Source organism: Sorangiineae bacterium MSr12523, assembly GCA_037157775.1.
Taxonomy (GTDB): domain Bacteria; phylum Myxococcota_A; class Polyangia; order Polyangiales; family Polyangiaceae; genus Pendulispora; species Pendulispora brunnea.
The window spans coordinates 565,779-585,601 of the sequence record CP089982.1; the positions used below are offsets into that span (position 1 = coordinate 565,779).

At 62.9% G+C, this 19,823-nt stretch carries 15 protein-coding genes and 2 pseudogenes; 12 read left to right on the forward strand and 5 right to left on the reverse strand.

All coding sequences use genetic code 11. The features are described from left to right. Nucleotides 1-196 precede the first annotated feature (196 nt). Nucleotides 197-742 (reverse strand): annotated as a pseudogene (locus tag LZC95_02415) (serine/threonine protein kinase). 310 nt (nt 743-1,052) lie between these two features. Between LZC95_02415 and LZC95_02420 the strand changes: the two are divergent. From LZC95_02420 to LZC95_02440, 5 genes are all read left to right on the forward strand, one after another. Next, nucleotides 1,053-2,063: a hypothetical protein gene (locus tag LZC95_02420; protein ID WXA95696.1), complete on the forward strand. Its 1,011-nt coding sequence runs from the start codon at nt 1,053-1,055 to the stop codon at nt 2,061-2,063. Between the two features lie 472 nt (nt 2,064-2,535). Then, nucleotides 2,536-3,609 (forward strand): 2Fe-2S iron-sulfur cluster-binding protein, encoded by a 1,074-nt coding sequence (locus LZC95_02425; GenBank protein ID WXA95697.1) that lies wholly within the window; start codon nt 2,536-2,538, stop codon nt 3,607-3,609. Then, on the forward strand, nt 3,606-4,595 hold the full coding sequence (locus tag LZC95_02430; protein WXA95698.1) for a xanthine dehydrogenase family protein subunit M: 990 nt from the start codon (nt 3,606-3,608) through the stop codon (nt 4,593-4,595). The genes LZC95_02425 and LZC95_02430 overlap by 4 nt, the downstream gene beginning before the upstream one ends. After that, nucleotides 4,592-6,799, forward strand: coding sequence for a xanthine dehydrogenase family protein molybdopterin-binding subunit (locus tag LZC95_02435; protein WXA95699.1), 2,208 nt, complete (start codon nt 4,592-4,594; stop codon nt 6,797-6,799). The genes LZC95_02430 and LZC95_02435 overlap by 4 nt, the downstream gene beginning before the upstream one ends. Nucleotides 6,800-6,818: 19 nt before the next feature. Further along, nucleotides 6,819-8,111 carry an ArgE/DapE family deacylase gene (locus tag LZC95_02440; GenBank protein WXA95700.1) on the forward strand — a complete coding sequence of 431 codons (1,293 nt, stop codon included), beginning with the start codon at nt 6,819-6,821 and terminating at the stop codon, nt 8,109-8,111. Nucleotides 8,112-8,118: 7 nt separating this feature from the next. Here the strand turns inward: LZC95_02440 and LZC95_02445 are convergent, their stop codons facing one another. The 3 genes from LZC95_02445 to LZC95_02455 form a co-directional block, all read right to left on the reverse strand. Continuing rightward, complete coding sequence (locus tag LZC95_02445) at nt 8,119-9,096, reverse strand: hypothetical protein (protein ID WXA95701.1); 978 nt, start codon at nt 9,094-9,096, stop codon at nt 8,119-8,121. 104 nt (nt 9,097-9,200) lie between these two features. Beyond that, nucleotides 9,201-9,932, reverse strand: a complete 732-nt coding sequence (locus tag LZC95_02450; GenBank protein ID WXA95702.1) for a response regulator — start codon at nt 9,930-9,932, stop codon at nt 9,201-9,203. Continuing rightward, nucleotides 9,929-10,978, reverse strand: a complete 1,050-nt coding sequence (locus tag LZC95_02455; GenBank protein WXA95703.1) for a histidine kinase — start codon at nt 10,976-10,978, stop codon at nt 9,929-9,931. The genes LZC95_02450 and LZC95_02455 overlap by 4 nt, the downstream gene beginning before the upstream one ends. A gap of 203 nt (nt 10,979-11,181) precedes the next feature. Here LZC95_02455 and LZC95_02460 point away from each other — a divergent pair, with 203 nt between their 5' ends. From LZC95_02460 to LZC95_02470, 3 genes are all read left to right on the forward strand, one after another. Next, nucleotides 11,182-12,042 carry a hypothetical protein gene (locus tag LZC95_02460; protein ID WXA95704.1) on the forward strand — a complete coding sequence of 287 codons (861 nt, stop codon included), beginning with the start codon at nt 11,182-11,184 and terminating at the stop codon, nt 12,040-12,042. 101 nt (nt 12,043-12,143) lie between these two features. Next, nucleotides 12,144-13,739: an adenosine deaminase gene (locus tag LZC95_02465; GenBank protein WXA95705.1), complete on the forward strand. Its 1,596-nt coding sequence runs from the start codon at nt 12,144-12,146 to the stop codon at nt 13,737-13,739. A gap of 81 nt (nt 13,740-13,820) precedes the next feature. Further along, nucleotides 13,821-14,792 carry an SDR family NAD(P)-dependent oxidoreductase gene (locus LZC95_02470; GenBank protein WXA95706.1) on the forward strand — a complete coding sequence of 324 codons (972 nt, stop codon included), beginning with the start codon at nt 13,821-13,823 and terminating at the stop codon, nt 14,790-14,792. 1,265 nt (nt 14,793-16,057) lie between these two features. Here LZC95_02470 and LZC95_02475 read toward each other — a convergent pair. Next, nucleotides 16,058-16,471 carry a hypothetical protein gene (locus LZC95_02475; protein WXA95707.1) on the reverse strand — a complete coding sequence of 138 codons (414 nt, stop codon included), beginning with the start codon at nt 16,469-16,471 and terminating at the stop codon, nt 16,058-16,060. A 689-nt stretch (nt 16,472-17,160) separates the two neighbouring features. Between LZC95_02475 and LZC95_02480 the strand changes: the two genes are divergently transcribed. The 4 genes and pseudogenes from LZC95_02480 (at nt 17,161) to LZC95_02495 (ending at nt 19,750) form a co-directional block, all read left to right on the forward strand. Continuing rightward, nucleotides 17,161-17,622, forward strand: a complete 462-nt coding sequence (locus LZC95_02480) for an SRPBCC domain-containing protein (GenBank protein ID WXA95708.1) — start codon at nt 17,161-17,163, stop codon at nt 17,620-17,622. Between the two features lie 394 nt (nt 17,623-18,016). After that, the gene (locus LZC95_02485; protein ID WXA95709.1) at nt 18,017-18,649 is read left to right on the forward strand and encodes a LysE family transporter; all 633 of its coding nucleotides are present in this window, start codon (nt 18,017-18,019) and stop codon (nt 18,647-18,649) included. Nucleotides 18,650-18,669: 20 nt separating this feature from the next. Beyond that, nucleotides 18,670-19,221 (forward strand): NADAR family protein, encoded by a 552-nt coding sequence (locus tag LZC95_02490; GenBank protein WXA95710.1) that lies wholly within the window; start codon nt 18,670-18,672, stop codon nt 19,219-19,221. Between the two features lie 403 nt (nt 19,222-19,624). Beyond that, nucleotides 19,625-19,750, forward strand: a pseudogene (locus tag LZC95_02495) (DUF3160 domain-containing protein). Nucleotides 19,751-19,823: the final 73 nt, after the last annotated feature.

Genomic DNA, 19,823 nt, shown 5'->3' on the forward strand with positions numbered 1-19,823 from the left:
GGAAGCGGTCCCTCGGCCTGCGCGCGACAGCCTTTTGCCACCACTCGTCGAACCCGGCGGGCACGGCCCCCACCGACGAAGGAACGACGATCGGCTTGCTGCAAATCTCGAGCACCAAATCGCCGAACGCCCCCGCGACGAAGGGCAGCTTGCCGAGGAGGCACCGATAAACGATGACGGCAAGCGACCACAGATCGCTCCGCTCGTCGACGCGCCGCGTACCGCGGATCTGTTCGGGGCTCATGTACACCGGCGTGCCCAGAAGCTCGCCCGTGGTCGTTTCGCTCGCGACGGGGATGCCGACGCTCTTGGCAATACCGAAGTCCAGCACCTTCGCCACCTCGGCATCGTTCTTCTGCGTGCCGTCGTCGTCGTACACCAGGAAAATATTGTCCGGCTTGAGGTCCCGATGCACGATCCCGCGTTCGTGCGCTTTTCGGAGGGCACGCGCCACGTGGCGAGCAATGCGGAGTACGTCCTCCGGAGGCAGCACCATCACGCGTTTGAGGCGCGTGCGCAGATCCTCACCCTTCATCAGCTCCATGGCGATGTACGGCAGGCCGTTCCATACACCGTAATCGAAGATCTGCACCACGTGCCGCCCGCTGATCCCGGCTGCGGCCTTGGCCTCGCGTTCAAAGCGGCGAAGAAGCGTTTCGCGGTCGTGCCCTTCGCAGGTGATGAACTTCACCGCGCACGGAACGTCCAACGCGACATGGTGCGCTTCCCACACCGATCCCATTCCGCCTTTCCCAATCAGGCGAATGAGCCGAAAGCGCTCGGCCACGAGGGCATTCTCGGCAATGGTCGCGCGCGGCGCCGATTCGTCTGGCCCCAGGGGAGCTACCACATTGGGTAGTCTATCTTGAAAATCGGCTTGCGCGACTCCCTCGCCCGAGGGGACCATGTTTGGTTTACATCGCGTGATATCGATCCGTTCGCGCAAATCGGATATACTACCTGCGATGGTTCCCCTCACCAAATGGTCGCCGCTGGTCCGTGCTGTATTCGGGGCTGCGCTTGGGCCCTTTGTCGTTGCCGCTGCATTTGCAATGGGAACAGGGGCATGTGGCACCGTCCTTGGCGATGTGCCGGACGGCCACTTGACCGAGGACGCAGGCCCGCTCGATTCCGGCACCGATACCGGGGATGGCGCCGTGGCCGCGGAAGAGATCTGTTTCGTTCCAAATGCGGACATTCTCGACCTAGCTGTCGATTCCACCGATCTCTATTGGCTCCGCGCGCCGCCTTCCGGTGGAAAAGAATTTGCGGTGGAGTCGTGCTCGAAGAATGGAGGGCCTGTCCGACAACTCGCGGCATTGCCGAGCAAGCCCGCGGCACTCGCGTTGTCCGACAAGTACGTATTTTGGACCATCAACACCGGCGGCTACCCGCTGGAAGGGACATGGCGTGTCACCAAGCTGGGCAACGAGCCACCGCCAACCAGGCCGCTGGTCGGGATAGGTGGAGCGGGTCCTGTCGCCATTACCAATGGCAATTTGGTGACCGGCACGCACGGGGGCGTGATTACCATCAACTCGCCGGACACGGGCGAAGTCCGCAACGCACCGAATGGGCTGGGCGATGTCACCAGCCTTGCCGTTTCGGGTGCCACCTTGTTCTTCACGAATCAGAATGACGGGAAGATCATGAAGGCGATCATCGGCTCGCAAAGCCCGGCCGAATCGTTCGAAGTCGCATCCGCCGCGAAGCCGTTTCTCCTTTCGTACGACAGCGACTCCCTGCACTGGGCCGTCACCACCAGCGACGGAACGACCATCCGGTCCAAATGCAACGGTGACGACTGCGAGACCAAGGACATCGTCGTCCAACGTGGCGATTTCGGGGCGTTCGCCGTTCGAAATGGCGCCATATACTGGACGGTCAACGAAGGAAACACCGGTGTGGTGTACGGATGTTCTGATATGTCGAGTTGCCAGGGGCAAACCCGTGAGCTCTGGAAGGGCAATGCGCAGGTTTCCCGCATTGCGGTGGATTCTTCCCATATGTACGTGGGGGCGCGGCGCAACACCGGGGGTTGCATCGTGAAGCGCGCGCGCTGACGTTGGATAGAGGAATATCCGAGCGGGCATCGAGCGATCCTCGAGAAGGTAATTAGTCTGTATCCGTAGCGGTGTCGAGGCGAAGAGGTCCGCCGCCCCGATATGCAAACGGTGCGCACATGGTCGTTGGCCACTTAGGACAAGCCGTGTCCTCGCAGGATGGAAGGCTCGCCAGGGATCGCCGGCTGGAAGCCGGGTGCATGTCGTACTCGCTCGCGTTGATACGACATGGTTTTCTTTTTGATCAAAAGCCTGTCCGGGAGGACGTCCACTGGACCGGGTGGATCAATTCGACCAGGAAGTGACAGCGCTTGCTTTCGCGCACAACGCGCCACGGAAGGCGCATGGGACGCAAGGGCGCAACGGAACTTTGCGCAAGCTTCACCCATCGAAAATTTAACCATTGTAAAGGTTACATTTTCGATTGGATGTCCGCAGGACGCAGGCCCATCGTTCGGCCCTGGAGGTTTCCGTGGACAAGCTCGGACCAGCGCCGCCCTTCCGGGTCTTCGACGTGCGGGGGCGTAGCGTCATGCCGGCCACGTTCGCCGGGCAAACCGTCATTCTTGCCTTCTTCGACGCGTGCGGATGGCAGCATGCACCGGAGTCGGCGTACCGCGCGCTTCGTGCGGAATTGCGCGGATTGGGCGCGGTACTCGTCATCGTGTCGCACGATGGCATTTGGTCCTTTCGCCCGGACGACGATTTGGAGCTCTGCGTCGCGCGTGATGATCTGGATACCGCGCAATTGGATGCGCTTCGCGGGCGCTACGGCGTGCGCGCGGGCGTTCCTTCGTTCTTCATCATCGATGGGCATGAGCAGGATGCGCAGGCGAGACTGCGATTCTCGCGCCATCTGCCCGCGAATGCCCCGCCCTCCATCGAAATGCTCGTCTCGGCCCTTTCTGCCGCCGGGCGCGCGGTCGTTCGCGACCACTCGGTGTCGCGGCGCGAGCTCGTTCTTTCGAGCTTGCTTGCCGTGTTTGCGGTGGCCCTGGTCGAGGCGTGCGCCGGCGGTGGAAAAGACGCGGTGCGCAGCAGCCCGCGCGCGCCCGCCGCGGGCGGTGCGGCATCGGGCACGGAGTTGGACGTCACCTTGAACGTCAACGGCGAAGCGCGTCATCTGCGCATCGAGCCCCGTGTCTCGCTGCTCGACGCGTTGCGCGAACGGTGCGGCCTCACCGGAACGAAAAAGGGGTGCGATCACGGCCAGTGCGGTGCATGCACGGTCCTCATCGACGGCCGCCGCGTGCATGCATGCTTGACCCTCGCCGTGATGGCGCGCGGCAAGATCACCACCATCGAGGGCCTTGCGCGCGGCGATCAGCTTCACCCGATGCAGGCCGCGTTCGTCGAGTGCGATGGCCTGCAGTGCGGCTACTGCACACCGGGCCAAATCATGAGCGCCATCGGCCTTCTCGTCGAGGGACACGCCAAGACCGACGACGAAGTGCGCGAAGAAATGAGCGGCAACATCTGCCGTTGCGGTGCGTATTCCAATATTGTTTCCGCAATTCAATTGGGGCGGGGAAAGGCTCCGACATGATTCCCTTCGGCTACACGCGTCCCGCCGACGAGGCAGGCGCCCTCCACGCCGGATCGACATCGGGCGTGGCCTTCATTGCGGGCGGCACAGGCATGGTCGATCTCATGCGTCTCGGCGTCGAAACGCCCGCGACCTTGGTCGATCTCAATGCGCTGCCGTGGACGAAGGTCGAAAAAATGGCCGACGGAGGTTTGTCCGTCGGGGCGCTGGTGAAGAACAGCGATCTGGCCTGGCACCCGGAGGTGCGCGCTCGATATCCCGTGTTGGCGGAAGCTCTTTTGGCCGGCGCCTCTCCCCAATTGCGCAACATGGCCACCGTCGGGGGCAACCTGCTGCAGCGAACGCGCTGCGCGTACTTTCGCGATATCGGCGTTTCGGCCTGCAACAAGCGCACACCTGGCTCGGGCTGCGCGGCGTTGGACGGAGGGTTCGTGCGCATGCACGCGGTCCTCGGCGGTAGTTCCCATTGCATTGCCCTGCACCCTTCGGACATGTGCGTGGCGTTGGTCGCGCTCGATGCCGTGGTGCACGTGCGCGGGCCTCGGGGCGAGCGCTCGGTGCCGATAAGCGAATTCCACGTCGTGCCCGGGGCGCACCCCGAGGTGGAAAGCGTTCTCGCGCGCGGTGAATTGGTGACCGCCATCACCGTGCCGCCCACGCCCTTCGCCGCGCGCTCGGCCTACGTGAAGGTGCGGGATCGCGCGTCGTACGCGTTTGCGCTGGCCTCCGCGGCGGTGGCCTTTCATCTCGACGATGGCGTCGTTCGGGACGTGCGCGTGGCGCTCGGCGGAGTGGCCACCAAGCCATGGCGGAGCCAGGAGGCGGAGCAATCGTTGCGCGGGCAACCGCCTACCCGTGCCGTTTTCGAGCGTGCGGCCGCCGCGGCCTTGAAGGATGCGCGCCCGCGCCCGGGCAACGAGTTCAAAGTGCCTCTCGCCCAGCGGGTCCTCGTACGCGCGCTGGAGCGGGCAGGAGGTATCGCATGAGTGAATCGGTCGTGGGCAAAGGCATCGACCGCCTCGATGCCATCCTCAAGGTGACGGGCAAGGCGGAATACCCCGCCGAAACCGGTGTTGCCAACATTGCGCATGCGGCCGTCGTCACCAGCACGATCACGCGGGGGCGCATTGCTGCGCTCGACACGCGCGCCGCGGAACGTGCGCCCGGCGTGCTTGCCGTGGTGTCGCACCTCAATGCGCCGAAGCTGCCGGGCATCGACAAGAGAGCGAGCCCCGTCGACCCCGCGCTGCAGCTCTTTCAGAACGACAAAGTCGTCTACAACGAGCAACCGGTGGCCTTGGTGGTGGCCGATTCGCTGGAGCGCGCGCGCCACGCGGCGAGCCTGGTCGTACCCCGTTACGAGAGCGCCTCCTTCACCGTGGACATGAACGCGGAAGCGCCGCGCGCGTACGCGCCGCCGAATTCGCGATTCCCATTGGACTCGCAGCGGGGCGACGTGCGCTCGGGCCTTTCGGCGGCCAAGGTGCGCATCGCGCAGAGCTACACCACGCCCATCGAGCATCACAACCCGATGGAGCCGCACGCGGCCATCGTCATTTGGCAGGGCACGGACCACGCCACGGTGTACGTGACCACGCAGGGCATCTTCTTCGTGCGCCAGCGGTTTGCCTCGCTATTTGGCATTCCCAAAGAGAACGTGCGCGTCATATCGCATTACATTGGCGGTGGTTTCGGCTGCAAAGGCGTGCCCTGGGTCTACGCGCCGCTAGCTGGCCTGGCCGCCAAAGTGGCCGGTCGCGGCGTGAAGCTCGTGATCACGCGGCAGCAGATGTTTTCCATGGTGGGGTATCGCTCGCGCACCGTGCAAAAGGTGGCGCTGGGAGCGGACTCCAGCGGCAAGCTGACGGCGATTTCGCATGACGTCCTTTCGGCGACCTCGCGGGTCGACGAGTTCACGGAGCCGGCGGCGCTGCAGACGCGCATGCTCTATGCCTGCCCCAACACGAGCACCAGCCACCGGCTCGTTCGGCTCGACATTCCGACGCCCACCTTCACGCGCGCTCCCGGAGAGGCCGTGGGAACATTTGCGCTGGAGTCTGCGATGGACGAGCTGGCGTATGCGCTCCAAATGGATCCCATCGCACTTCGATTGCGCAATTACGCCGAGACCGATCCGGACAAGAACCTGCCGTGGTCGAGCAAATCACTGCGCGAATGCTACCGGCGTGGGGCCGAGAAGTTCGGCTGGCCCGCACGCCGCCCGCCACCGCGCAGCATGCGCGATGGCCGGTGGTTGGTAGGCTTGGGCATGGCCACCGCGACCTACCCGGCGAACCAAAGCGATGCCTCTGCGATCGCCCGCGTGCGGGCCGACGGTACGGCCCTCGTGCAAGCCGGCTCGCAGGACATCGGCACCGGGACATATACGATCATGACGCAGATCGCGGCCGACGCGCTTGCGTTGCCCATCGAGAAGGTTCGCTTCGAGCTGGGCGACACCACATTTCCCGAGACGCCGAACTCGGGCGGTTCGCGCACGGCCTCCAGCGTAGGATCGGCCGTGAAAATGGCAGCGCTCGCCGTGCGAAAGAAGCTTGCCGAAGTTGCCGTGGCCGACTCGAAATCACCGCTCCACGGCCTCGAGGTCGAAGGCTTGGACGTCGCCGACGGTGCGCTCTACGCAAAGAGCAACCGCGCTCGAAGGGACTCCTTCGGCGACATCGTGGCCCGCAGCGGCGCTGCGGAAATCGCCGTGCAGGTCGACAACAAGGAAAAGGAAGACCGAAAACGCTATTCGACGCATTCCTTCGGCGCGCAATTCGTCGAGGTGAAGGTGGACGAATCCCTGGGTACCGTTCGGGTGAGCCGCTTCGTCGGTGCTTTCGCTGCGGGGAAGATCCTCAATGCCAAAACGGCGCAAAGCCAATACCAGGGCGGCATCGTCTGGGGCATCGGCCTCGCGCTCCACGAGAGCACCCACCGCGACGAGCGACTCGGCCGCATCGTCACCCGCGATTTGGCCGACTACCACGTCCCGGTGCACGCCGATATCCCGCACATCGACGTGGTCATGGTCGACGAAACCGACCCCTACGTGAACGAAATTGGCTCCAAGGGTATCGGTGAAATCGGCATCACCGGCGTCGGGGCTGCCATCGCCAACGCCGTTTACCATGCCACCGGCCGCCGCATCCGCGACCTCCCGATCACGCCTGACAAGCTATTGTGAATCGCCTACTTTGCACTCCGTGGACTTGAGTGCACTGGAACGCCGGGTGGTCGATGCGGTCGATGCGAACGAGCTGATGGCCGATCTCGAAGCATTGGTGGCCATTCCGAGTACGGGAGGGTCGGATGCCGAGCACGATGTGCAAGCGTGGTGCGCGCGCCGCCTCGCGCAGCTCGGGGCCAACGTCGATCACTGGCGCATGGACCTGGAGGAGCTGGTCGCGCGTCCGGATTTTCCAGGCCAAGAGGTGACGCGGCGCGAGGCGTACGGCTGCGTGGGCAGGTTGGGCGGGTCGAGCGGGTCGAGCGGGTCGAGCGGGGAGGGGAGGCCGGCCCTGGTGCTCTGCGGACATGTCGACGTGGTGCCGCCGGGCAATCTCGATGCGTGGCCCGATCGCGACCCGTGGAGCTTGCGCGTCGAAGGCGGCGCGATCGCCGGGCGGGGGACGTGTGACATGAAAGGCGGACTGGCGGCGATCTTCGGTGCCGTCTCGGCGTTGGCTCGCGCGGGCGTTCGGCTGCGCAGGCCGCTCGCGGTGCACGCCGTCGTGGGGGAAGAAGACGGCGGGCTCGGTGCCTTCGCCACGCTTCTCCGTGGTCATGTCGGTGATGCGTGCGTCATTGCCGAGCCCACCGCGGGCGCGATCATTCCGGCCAATGCGGGCTCGCTGACGTTTCAACTCGATGTGCCCGGGCAAGCTGCACATGGCTCGACGCGTACCCTCGGTGTGAGCGCCATCGACAAGCTGTCCGTGTTGCTTGCCGCACTTCGCGAGCTGGAGGGCCATCGCAACGCGAACCCCGATCCATGGCTTGCGCACCTCGATATGCCCTACCCGCTATCGGTCGGCATCGTGCGCGCCGGCGATTGGGCGAGCACGGTGCCGGACCGCGCGCTCGCCGAAGGGCGTTATGGCGTTCGGCTCGGTGAATCGGTGGACGCCGCGCGCCGGGAATTCGAGGCTGTCATCGCCCGAGCCTGCGCGGCCGATCCCTGGTTGGCCTCGCACCCGGCGCGTGTGCAATGGCCCGGTGGTGTATTTGCCAGCGGGCGGTTGCCCGAGCAACATCCGTTGACGGCGGAGTTGTCGGGCACCATCACGGCGTTGGGCGGGGGCGCTCCAGCGGTGCTCGGCGCGCCCTATGGTTCGGATTTACGGTTGTACATCGGCGCGGGGGTGCCCACCGTGCAGTTCGGCCCCGGCGACATTCGGTACGCGCATGCCCTCGATGAACATGTTTCGCTGGCCGAAATGGAAAGCGCCGCTCGGGCATTCGCACTCCTCGCGCTGCGCCGCTGCGGCACGGAGTAAAGTTCTTTTAGGGCTTGTCGACGGCGACCACGTTGTACGTCGTCGTCGGGGTCGGCGTGGTGGTGAAGCGCGCGTTCGGCAGGTACAGACGACGCCCGAACGAGGCCACCGTCGGGGGCACATCGAACCGCGGATCGGTCAAATGGCCGGTCACTTTGCCCGAGCTGGCGTCGTCGGCCAGCTCGATGACCACGATTTCGTTGGACTGATTTCGCACGACGTACAACGTGCGGCCTTCGCGAAGCAGCCCGTCACCATTGGTCAACGGCACGCCGCCGACATCGATGGTCCGGGTCGCGCCACTGCCCGGATCGACCCGATAGAGCTTTCCCGTCGTCGTGGTCACCACGATCAGCGAGCGACCGTCGGGCGACGTGGTAATGCCATTGACGTTGGTCCCTTCCGTGTAGACCAGGTCGCCCGTGAACGGCACGCGCACGACATCGCCGTCGGCCGGGAGATCGGCTTGCCCTCCCAGCGGCACCTTGTAGAGCACCGGCGCCGTCGAATCCGTGAACCATGCGGCATCTTGCGTGATGATGACATCGTTCACGAACGTGTTGTCGGTCGCGAATTGGTAACTCCGCAACACCTGACCATTGTTGGCATCGAGCACCCGCGCGCCCCCACTCGATCCTCCCGCCACGAAAAGCCGCTGTCGAGCGTCGAGCTTCAGCCCCACCGACTGCGTGCCTGGCCCTGCACTGAGAATGGAGCCCTCCCCATTGCGAAGATTGACGCGATAAATGGAGCCGTCGGCCAGCGAACCGAAATACGCGAAATACGCGATAGGCGATGTGCCGATGGCGATCCCCTCCGGTTGAAAGCCGTTGGGCAGCGAAAAGGTCGTTGGCCACTTGGAAAGATCGTCGTTGGCATCGGCGGCAGCAGGCTCGTTCGAATCGGTGGCCGAACGACAGGCCGCTCCCACCAGCGCAAACAACGACAACATGGCCATGGGCCCAAAGGAACGATGAATTTTCATGACTGGGATTTGCCTCGACCGGTCGGATCTTCCCAGTGACGATCGGCGAGCGGCTCCGGCCGATGGCCGAGCGGTGCACACGCGCGACGAGCGGGCCTGGCATATCAGGACATCGTCGCTTTGAGCCTCGTCGCATGGCGCCGGCTAATCGGCAATCCATCGACCAGGCCTTCCACGAACACGAGAAATGTATCGTCGCCCGCGCTCTCCAGATGCTTCACGAACTCCAGATGAACGATGGCCGTCCGATGAATGCGCACGAAATGCTTCTCCGGCAGCCTGCGCTCCCACTCATTCAGGGAGCGGCGCATCAACACCGTCTCGCCCGTGGCAAGCACGATTTCCGTGTAGTCGTCGGCGCCTCGCAAACATGAAATGGTGTGCACCTTCAAAAATCGCGCGCGCTTGTTGCTGGTCACGAACAGATGGTCATCGAGCGTCAGGGGCCGTTCGCCCGCGGGGGCTTTGGCCGGCGTCTCGCTTTCCAGGATGCGCGCGATGGTTCGCTGCAATCGCTCCGGCGAGACCGGCTTGAGCAAATAGTCCAGCGCATTGATGTCGAAGGCGCGAATCGCGTGGGCATCGTACGCCGTGACGAACACGATTTGCGCCTGCGTTTCGATCTCGGACAATAGATCGAAGCCCGATTTGCGCGGCATCTGCACGTCGAGGAACACGACGTCGGGATCGAGGTCGATGATCTGGCGCACCGCCTCGTCGACGTCGCCCGCCTCGCCGACGACCTGGATCTCTGGATGGCGCTCCAACAGAGCACGCAGATCGCTGCGCGCCAATCGCTCGTCGTCGACGATGAGGGCTCGTTTGCGCACTTTCATGGACCGACCTCCACGACGATGGATGCACGAACGTTCCCCTTGGCGTCGTCCGTGGTGGTGAAGACATGACGTTCGGGAAACGCTTCACGCAGTCGCTCCCTCACGTTGCAGAGACCGGTGCCCGTGCCATCCGTCGTTGGCGCCGTGAGGGGATCGTGGCCCTTTGCCGACTCGGAGATCCAATGCCCGGTGTTGATGACGTCGATCCGCAGCATCGGGCCGTCCCGTTTGGCGAGGAGCGAAACGCGAAGCGGCATGCCGCTGGTCTGGAATCCATACTTGATGGCGTTTTCCACCAATGGTTGAACGATGAATCCGGGCAATTTGACCGCCTCCGCCTCGGGGTCGATATCGAAGGTCACCTCCAGACGCTCCTCGAAGCGAACCTTTTGAATGGAGAGGTAATCCCGGACGGCTTTGAGCTCGTCCGCGAACGACGTGTTCGGCCCGTGGACATCGAGCAGCGAATACCGAAAGAACTCGGCGAGCTTCGTGACCATCTCGCACCCGGCCTCGGGATTTTCTCGGATCAATGCACGCACCGAATTGAGCGAATTGAAAAGAAAGTGCGGATTGACCTGGTAGCGCAGCATGTTGAGGCGGGCCTGCGTCGCCAGCGCGGTGGCCCGCAGGGAACGCTCGGTCTCGACCTCCAGATCGCGCCGGTACAAATAGGTGAAGTACACGGCCGTCCACGCGGCGAGGGCGACCGTCCAATTGTAGAAGAGGCGCAGGTGCGCGCGAACCCCTGCTTCCTCCCAAGGGAATCGCGAGATGACGAGGGCACCCGCCCCGCCTACGACGAGGGAGGCCACCGCACCCACGAGCCCCATCTTCAGCAGGGGCAAGCGCCGAGGCCACAACCACGTGTAAAAGCGAAAGAGGGCAACGCTGGAAAGGAACCCCACGCCGCCTTTGAGCAGCTTGGCTCCAAAGTCGAGCGCGTATCCCGTCCAAGGGGTTCCGTCATCGGCATCGGCCCAGAACCACGCATGGCGTGCGAGGGCCCAAGCGCACCAACACAGAGCTTGAACCTTCCAGCGCATGCCATTGTATAGCCCGCCCATGTGCGCCGCGGATATGTGGCGCCCGGTGGAATTCGGTGAGCGGTGCTCCCGTGCGGCGAATGGTGCTTGCATTGGATGTGAAAGTCATTTTCAATAGAGTGGTGCGAATCGCGAATTCCCTCTTGGTTCTCATGGTCCTGTGGTTCGTCGTGGGTTGTGGAGGCCGCAGCACGCCTTCACCCATGACGTCGAGCGCGACGGTGGCGTCTTCTGCCGGCCGATTTGGCGTGCTTCTCATGGCACATGGCGGTCCACCCGAATGGAATCAAGCGGTCCTCGAGAGCGTGAAGCCGTTGCAAGCGAAGTACGACGTCGAAGTCGCATTCGGAATGGCGGACGCCGCCAGTCTGCAGGAAAGCGTGCGAAAGCTCGAAGCGCGCAACGTGCGCAGGATCGGCGTGGTTCGCCTCTTCGTCAGCGGTGAGAGCTTCTTGCCAGAGACGGAACAGATCTTCGGTTTGCGTCCGGGCGCTCCCGCGGCCAATGGCCCGCACCCGATTCACACGGGCCATGCGGGACACAGCATGGCGTTCTTCCGCGTCAAGTCGAATGCGTCCTTCGCCATTTCGACGGAAGGGCTCGCCGACGCGCCGGAAATGGCCACTATCCTCGCCGACCGGGCGGCTGCCCTGAGCAAAGCGCCCCCGCGCGAGGATGTTCTCATTCTTGCGCACGGCCCTGGCGACGACGCGGAGAACACACGATGGATCGCGAGACTCGACGCCCGCGCGGCGGTCGTTCGCACGCGCGCTCCCTATCGGCGCGTTCAGGTCGAAACGCTTCGCGAGGATTGGCCGGACAAGCGCGCCGCTGCGGAGAAGCGTATTCGCGCTTTCGTCGAGCGTGCTTCCGCCGAAGGTGGGAAAGCCATCGTCATTCCCTTCCGCGTGCAGGGTTTTGGTCCCTACAAGTCGGTCCTTGAAGGACTCGATTACGCGGCCGACGGCGCGGGGCTCATTCCGCACGCGGAGGTTGCGAAGTGGATTGAACGCCAGGCCGTAGCCTTGGAACAGGGGTCGTTCCGCGCACCGCTCGCTTCTTGAATCAGCGAGCGCTGCATTGATGTGATTCGTACCTCGGCATACCTACTTCGCACGAAATGGCTATTTCCGAGCCGATCTTGGGCTACTAGTCGTGGCTCAGAATGAAAAAGCTCCGCCTCGCCTTCGTTTGGTTGCCCGCGCTTCTGGCCTGTAGTTGCGATGACTCCCCCACGTCGTCGGATGGATCATCGCTCGCCGAGCAGCGCGTTCAACTCCGTCTCGACGTGCTTGGGTCGAACGAGTCGTCGCTTCGGGCGGTCTTGCAGCAGATTCCCAAAGGGGCCGATCTGCACAACCACATATCGGGCGCCGTCGCCATCGAGAAGTTCATTCAATGGGCGAGCGAGGACGGATTCTGCACGGAAGGGCCCGCGTGGATGGCCACGCCCGGGCCGTGCACGGGAACGCAGGTGCCCATCGCCAACGCGAGCACGGATGCGCAACTGAAGGCGAATATCTTGTCCAGTTGGTCCATGGAAGGGCATGCGCAGGATGCGTTGCTCGATCGCCACCAGCATTTCTTCGCGACGTTCGACAAGTTCGATCCGGTGATGGGCGACGCGCGTTACCCCTATGGCATCGCCGACGTTCTCTCCACCGCTGCCAAGAACCATCAAACGTATCTGGAGTTGATGCGGAGCCTGGACTCGTGGGACATGGGCGAGCTCGTCGAGAAGTTGATGCCCGAGACGGACGCATGGACCGAATCGTACTTGCTCGAAAAGCGCGCCCAGATCATCGCCAATTCGGATTTCCAGAAGTACCTCGACGGTCGCACGACGAAGTTTCGCGATCAGGTGGCCGCGGCGCGCACGTTGCTCAAGTGTGGCACCGCGGAGGCCGATCCCGGGTGCAACGTCGATGTCCGTTTCGTGATGGAGTCGTACCGAACGAAGAGCAAGCAGTTCGTATTCGGCCAATGGATTTACGGCTTCGAGCTGGCCCAGAGAGAGCCGGCCGTGGTCGGCGTCAACATCGTTTCGCCGGAGGAAGATGCGGTATCCCTCCAGAATTACAGCGACGAGATGCTCGCGGTGGGCGTGCTCTCGAAAATGAACACCGCCGACCCTTCGCGCAAACCGGTGCACGTATCGCTGCACGCCGGGGAGCTCATTCCCGATGTGTTGCCGCAGACGCCCGAAGGCCAGAACCATTTGACCTACCACGTCGACCAAGCCGTCGAAATGGGGATGGCCGAGCGCATTGGTCATGGTACGGACATCGTCTCCGAGTCCGGCAAGGATCCCGCGATTTTCGACCAATTGCGCGATCGCAACGTGCTCATCGAAGTATCGCTGAAGTCGAGTTCACTGTTGCTCGGTTACGAAGGTGACCGTCACCCGCTCGGAACTTTGATTCAAAAGGGGGTTCCGGTGGCGCTCTCGACCGACGATCAGGGCATCTTCCGCACGAACATCACGGACGATTGGATGCTCGCCGTCACCCGCAATCGTCTGAACTACCGGACCTTGAAGAAGCTCGCGCGCGCCAGTGTGGAGCATTCATTTTTGCCGGGCAAGAGCCTGTGGGCCGAGCCCAATCGCCCCGATCGGGTCGTTCCCGAATGTGCTCGAGACAACTTGGGTAAGGCCACGGTCTCGCAGGGCTGCCTCGACTACGTCCAAGCCAACGAGCGCGCGGCCATGCAATGGAAACTCGAACGCGAGATCGCGGCGTTCGAGTTGTCCGTGCCATGAGCGCAGCCGGTCCGGCGTCCGCAGGCGGCGCATTTTCGAAGGATTGACTTCGAGCGTGCTCGAATTCCTACCTTCGGGCGCATGACGACACCCCAACACAAAATCGGATCGGGTTTCGGCGCCCGAAGCACGGCCGCCGAGGTACTCCGCGGAATCGACCTCACGAGAAAGGTTGCCATCGTCACCGGTGGCTATTCGGGCATCGGGCTGGAGACCACACGCGCGCTCGCGAACGCAGGCGCTCGTGTGGTCGTTCCCGCTCGCCGTCGCGCCACGGCGGAGCAGGCGCTCGCGGGTATTGCCAATGTCGAAATCGACGAGCTCGACCTCGGAGATCTCGACAGCGTCCGCCAATTCTCCGAGCGATTCCTCGCATCGGACCGCAAGATCGATATCCTCATCAACAACGCCGGCATCATGGCCTGCCCCGAAACGCGTGTGGGGCCGGGCTGGGAGGCGCAATTTGCCACGAATCATCTTGGGCATTTTGCATTGACCAACCGGCTCTGGCCGGCCATCGCGCGCGGACGCGGCCGGGTCATTTCGGTATCGTCCCGGGGTCATCGGTTGTCGCCAATCCGATGGGACGACGTGCACTTCCAGAACGGCTACGACAAATGGCTCGCCTACGGACAAGCCAAGACGGCCAACGTGCTTTTCGCCGTGCATCTCGATGCGCTCGCGAAGAATGCGGGGGTTCGTGCTTTTTCGCTGCACCCGGGCGGTATCCTCACGCCTTTGGCACGCCATATTCCCAAGGAGGAGATGATTGCGAACGGCTGGGTCGACGAAGAAGGTAAACCGACGAATCCGTCGTTCAAGACTCCAGAACAAGGGGCGGCCACGCAGGTTTGGGCGGCGACGTCACCGCAGCTCGAGGGAATGGGCGGAGCCTATTGCGAAGATTGCGACATCGCCGAGTCGGCCGAATCGCCCCACGATGAAAAGACGTTCACCAGCGGCGTTCATGCGCATGCACTCGACCCCAACGATGCCGCACGACTGTGGAAGCTCTCGGCCGAGCTCACCCGAGTCGATGCGTTCGCCCGTTGAGCGCCATCGGGTTGCGTTTCACATAAGCGCTCGCGGGAAAGCGGTATTGAGTGCAATCGGTCCGCTTGGTGACACTTTGCGGGTCGTTCGATGAAGGAGGCGTGTGCGGGCCGTTCGTTCGAGACCCGCCACGCGGGCGCGATTCCTTGGTTTCATGGATGAGAGAACGTGACGGGCACGTCTACCCACATCGATATGGACATGGTATGGCGAGCGACCACCGTCTCCAATTCCCCAGAGCTGGCGCGCTTCCTCGGCGATGACATCGAGGTACTCTTCCGGGAAAAAGAGTTTTGCGCCCGGAAGCGCCGCACCCTCGGGCACCGGGCGAGGTAATCGGCGCTCGTTTGCGCAAAACATCGTCGCCGGTTTCCTAGATGATGCGGGCAGGCACGGCGCACTTTTTCAATGCAGCTTTGGGGCCGGCGCGGGGACTCGGATCAAGGCCCAGCAAATAGGCATTCACCAGGGCGTTTGCGCTCGGGCGAGCTGACCAGCGGGCCCGAATAGCAATCTTGTGGCCCTCGCGCAAAACTCTTGTCCACCAGTGACGGCATGAGCCATGTATCGGCGAAGTTGCCCTCGCACGCAGCCTCAATGGCAGGCACGACCTTGGGGGGGCGGGCTATTCGGCCTCGGTGTCACAATTGGTGAGCAAAAGCGTTCGCACCAAATGGCCACTTGCGAGATCGGCGTGACGCTCTGATGCGCCGCGACCTGCGGAAAGCCAGGGCCCATGAAGTCGGGCGCGATGCATCTGCGGTGTGCCGAAAGGCGATCTACCGCGCCGCGCCACTGATAGCCATTCAGGGCAAATCGTACAAGAAGAGGGCGGCATCACCGGTGCCGCGCTCGATATAAGCAATCTTTTTAAGGGCAACTCGCCGAATCGGCGCGCTGCGGTCCATGCCGCCACGTGCGTCGGCGTGATCGGCTTGAGTTGCGCAGCTGCCGCGTCGCGTTCATTCGCGCCTTGCGGCCCTCATAAGCTTCATCAACCTTCGACTTCTCAGTCTACGCTCGGCTCACCTGGACGCGAAGCGCATCCGCCCAGCGTCCCCGCCGCGAGTATCCAAGCCATCACTCCCAGGGATTGTCTCCAAAGCATATACGACCTCCGTGCGTTTCGCGCGAGGAATCCGCTGTGCCCGATGTCGGGTCGGCGTGGTCCTAGACGTAAGCGCACGCAGGAAGGCGAGCAATGACCTGGGAGGTCATGTGGTTGCGGGACAGACGGCCCGCTGGCGGGCCGTGTCTGCCAATCGTTACTTCGCGAAGTAGGTCGTCGCGCGCTTCTGGCCCTTGGTCTTGAGCTTCTTGGCGCCGAGCAGGTCCTTGAGCGGGCGGGGGAGTTCCTTGGCCTCGAGTCCGAGCTCGGCGCGGATCTGCTCCGCACGGAGACCTTCGGGGTGCGACTTGAGGAGGCTAACGATCTTGTCGCCCACGGCGCCAATCTCCTCCTCGGAACGGCGGTGCAAGCGGCCGCCTCGTTTTGCTTTCGGCGCCTTGCTTGCCGGGGCGGCTGCACTGGGGCGGCCTGCGGGGGCCCGGCTGGATGACGAGGTTGCGCGACCGCGGGCCTCGCTGGAGATCTCCTCGAGCGAAGCGCTGCGGATGGCGGCGAGCACCCCTTGTGCGAAATTGTCGGCTAGTCGGCTAATCTCATTCTTTAGACTCATAGAACGCGAACCTATCCATATGCGCCGCCGCGTCAAGCTTTTAGATGCATGAAGCGATGTAATTCCCTCATTTCGAATCGGGCGCTTCGCCAATCGACCGAGCGGGGCCCCCGGGAATCCGCCCTAGACTCCAAACGAGCCCCGCAAACAAAAGAAACGATACGGAGGCCGCACACGGGCGCTCTTAGAACAGCCACAAGAACAACAGCCTGCGTCGCGATGTTCCTCGAACCGGTCGCAGAATGAGAATCGATGGCAGATGAGGCCTATGAGGGCCGCCAGACCCTCATGAACCGGTCGCAGAATGAGATTCGATGGCAGATGAGGCCTATGAGGGCCGCCAGGCCCTCATGAACCGGTCGCAGAATGAGAATCGATGGCAGATGAGGCCTATGAGGGCCGCCAGGGGTCGCGGGACGGTCGCAGAATGGGAATCGGTGGCAGATGAGGCCTATGGGGCAGAGAGGCCTATGAGGGCCGCCAGGGCCCGTGAGTCGGTTGCAGAATAGAAATGATGGCAGATACGGCCAATGACGGGCGGGTAGGTCGCCTAGCCCGCTTGCGGGGGAGTTGAAAAGGGTTGCCCAATTCGCCTGAGGGCCTCGCCTGAGGACCCCAAAGGCTAAAAGCGCGTAAAGACTTGGCGCCGCCATTGCTAACATGGAGTGTTCAAGGTAAGTTGGGCTAACGTGGGCGAAGAATCTTTGGAAAATTCCGAAGTTAGAAAAACGGTTGTCGTGAATGCGCCCCCTTCCATGGTTTGGGATGCGCTGACGAATCCAGATTCCATCGCCCGATGGATGCACGACTCGGAGTTGACCGTCACATCGGACTGGCGCGCTGGCGAAGCCATCGTGTTTCGGGGCAATTTGCACGGTATCGATTTCGAAAACAAAGGGACCATCCGAAGGTTCGAGACCGAAAAAGCCTTCGAGTACGATTATTGGAGCACCCTTTCCGCTTCGAAACTACCGGACGCGCCAGAGAACTACACAACGGTATCCTTCCAGCTGGCCCCCACGGAGGCCGGGACCGTGCTTGCCTTGACCCTGAGCGATTTCCCCGACGCCTCCGTTTATCATCACGCCAAGCTTTACTGGGGCGTTACCTTGGACGTGCTGAAAGCTTTTTGCGAAGAACATCCACGTTGAATGACTGGACCTTGGTGGGATCCGGCGGTTCACGTCGCCACGTCGCCACGTCGCCACGCGACATCGCTCTAGCCGGTGCGCACTCACCGGCCCGAGGAGCAAGACACGACTCCGTCACAATGCTTTGGGCGGCTCGAGGTATTCGTCTTTGCCTTCTCGGCCAGATGAGGGCGCGGATTCATCCGATGGCGACGCGCTAGGGGTCGGCGGAATGACGACTTCCAGAAACGGAACCCGGAATTCCAGTCCTTGTATATTTCCATCGCCAGCACCGTCGGCCGGCGGCGGCGCATCTGCCCCGCAGGCCCATGCCAACTCCCATGATCCGACGGTTCGCGCCAATGTGCGGGTGTGCTTTCCGGAATAGGGGTTGGCCCCTAAGCTGCGGGATCCGATGAATTACGCATCCCTCCTTTTGACGCTCTTTGCTGTCGATATGCTGTCCGTGATTAGCCCCGGCCCGAACTTCGTCGTGGTGATGGAGACGGCCGTGGTTCATCGAACACGCGCGGCGCTGGCCGCGGTCGTAGGGGTCGCTGCGGGCGACCTCGTTTGGAGTCTCGTTGCCCTTCTCGGCCTATCGGCCGTATTCACGCTCTGGCCATGGCTCTACGGGGCCATGAAGTTCGTGGGCGGAGCGTATCTCATTTATCTCGGCGTCATGGCCTGGCGAAGCCGCTCGGAGTCGCCTTTGGGGGCAATCGCTGCCCAAGAGGGGACCCCGACGCGTTCCCTCGCGGTGGCCTTTTTCCGCGGATTCATCACCACCCTGACCAATCCCAAGTCCGTGGCTTACTGGGGCAGTATCTTTACGTTGTTTCTCAAGCCAGGCATGCCGCTTTGGGTCGAGGCCTCGGCCGTCAGCATTGGCGTCATTGATGCTCTGTTGTGGTACGGTGCGGTCGCGCTCCTGTTCTCGAGTGCGCCGGTTCGGGCTTTCTACACCCGCGCCCAGCGATGGATTCAGCGCATCACCGGTGCGGTCATGATCGCGTTCGGTGCCCGTCTGGTTCTGGACAAGGATTGAGCCGGCGCGCAAAATTGGGCATGCTCACCCGGGAAGCCCTCGTCGAACGGATCGATGGCGGCGCATCTTTCGACTATCTCTTTTTCTGGGGCCACACACCCAAGCGCCCCAATGTCGTGGATGCGTCGTGCCTTAGCCAATGGTTTCCCGCCGACTTTAGCGTTGATGGGGTGGATTACCCCACGGCAGAGCATTTCATGATGATGGAAAAGGCGCGCCTGTTCAAAGACGACATCGCCTGCGAACGGCTCCTTCACGCCGGCCCCCCAGCGATTGCCAAGGAGATAGGTCGCTCCGTCCGAAATTACGACGACGATGCTTGGGCGAGCGCGCGGGTAGATGCGGTCGTTCGCGGCAACCTGGCGAAGTTTGGGCAAAATTCCGACTTAGCCAGGTTTCTTCTTGGCACGCAAAAGCGCGTTCTCGTCGAGGCGAGCCCGCGCGATCGCATTTGGGGTATCGGTTTGGGCAAGGACAACCCGGCGGCACGCGATCCCCGTCGGTGGCGCGGGCAGAACCTGCTCGGTTTCGCGCTCATGGACGTACGCGAACGGTTGGCGGAAAAGGCCTAATTCCCCTTTGCTTCGCCGCGGGGCCGTTCGGGTGTTCGGGGTCTTATGGCAACGCAAAGCTGCCAACGATGCCTCGCGCAAGCTGCAAGTCGCTCGCTCCAGGGGCGCGAAGCCCAGGTGATGGGCCGCAGTATGGACTTCGATTATTCGGGCGCGTGGAAATAAATGGACACGTTCGTGGGCCCGTCTGATTCGATGTTCCTGCCCGATTTCGACCAGGCCGCCGACAGCTAGGGGATATCGCGAGCGCCTCCGACGATGGGGCAGCGCTACGTGTTCGACTCACATGCCTTTTCAGCGGTGACGTATGGGGAGCTCAGCGCGAGACGGTTGATGGCTTCACCGACGGATGTTGCGGCAGCGGTGTTTGGCACCCGGGGCCCGAGCGTTGCTCGCGCCGCAAATGGCAACTTACGGCCACGAGTATGTCAGGCGCTCCACGCTTGCCTCGTGGGCGGAGCTACGGCACGACAATTTGCTTTATACAAAGCAATCGGTCACCGCGATGATTGCGTGCGACTATCCCGACGGTTACGTGGACCCGTATCCAGGGTTCTTCGACGCGCTGGAGGCACTTGCGACCAAGGGGCGATTTCGGACCG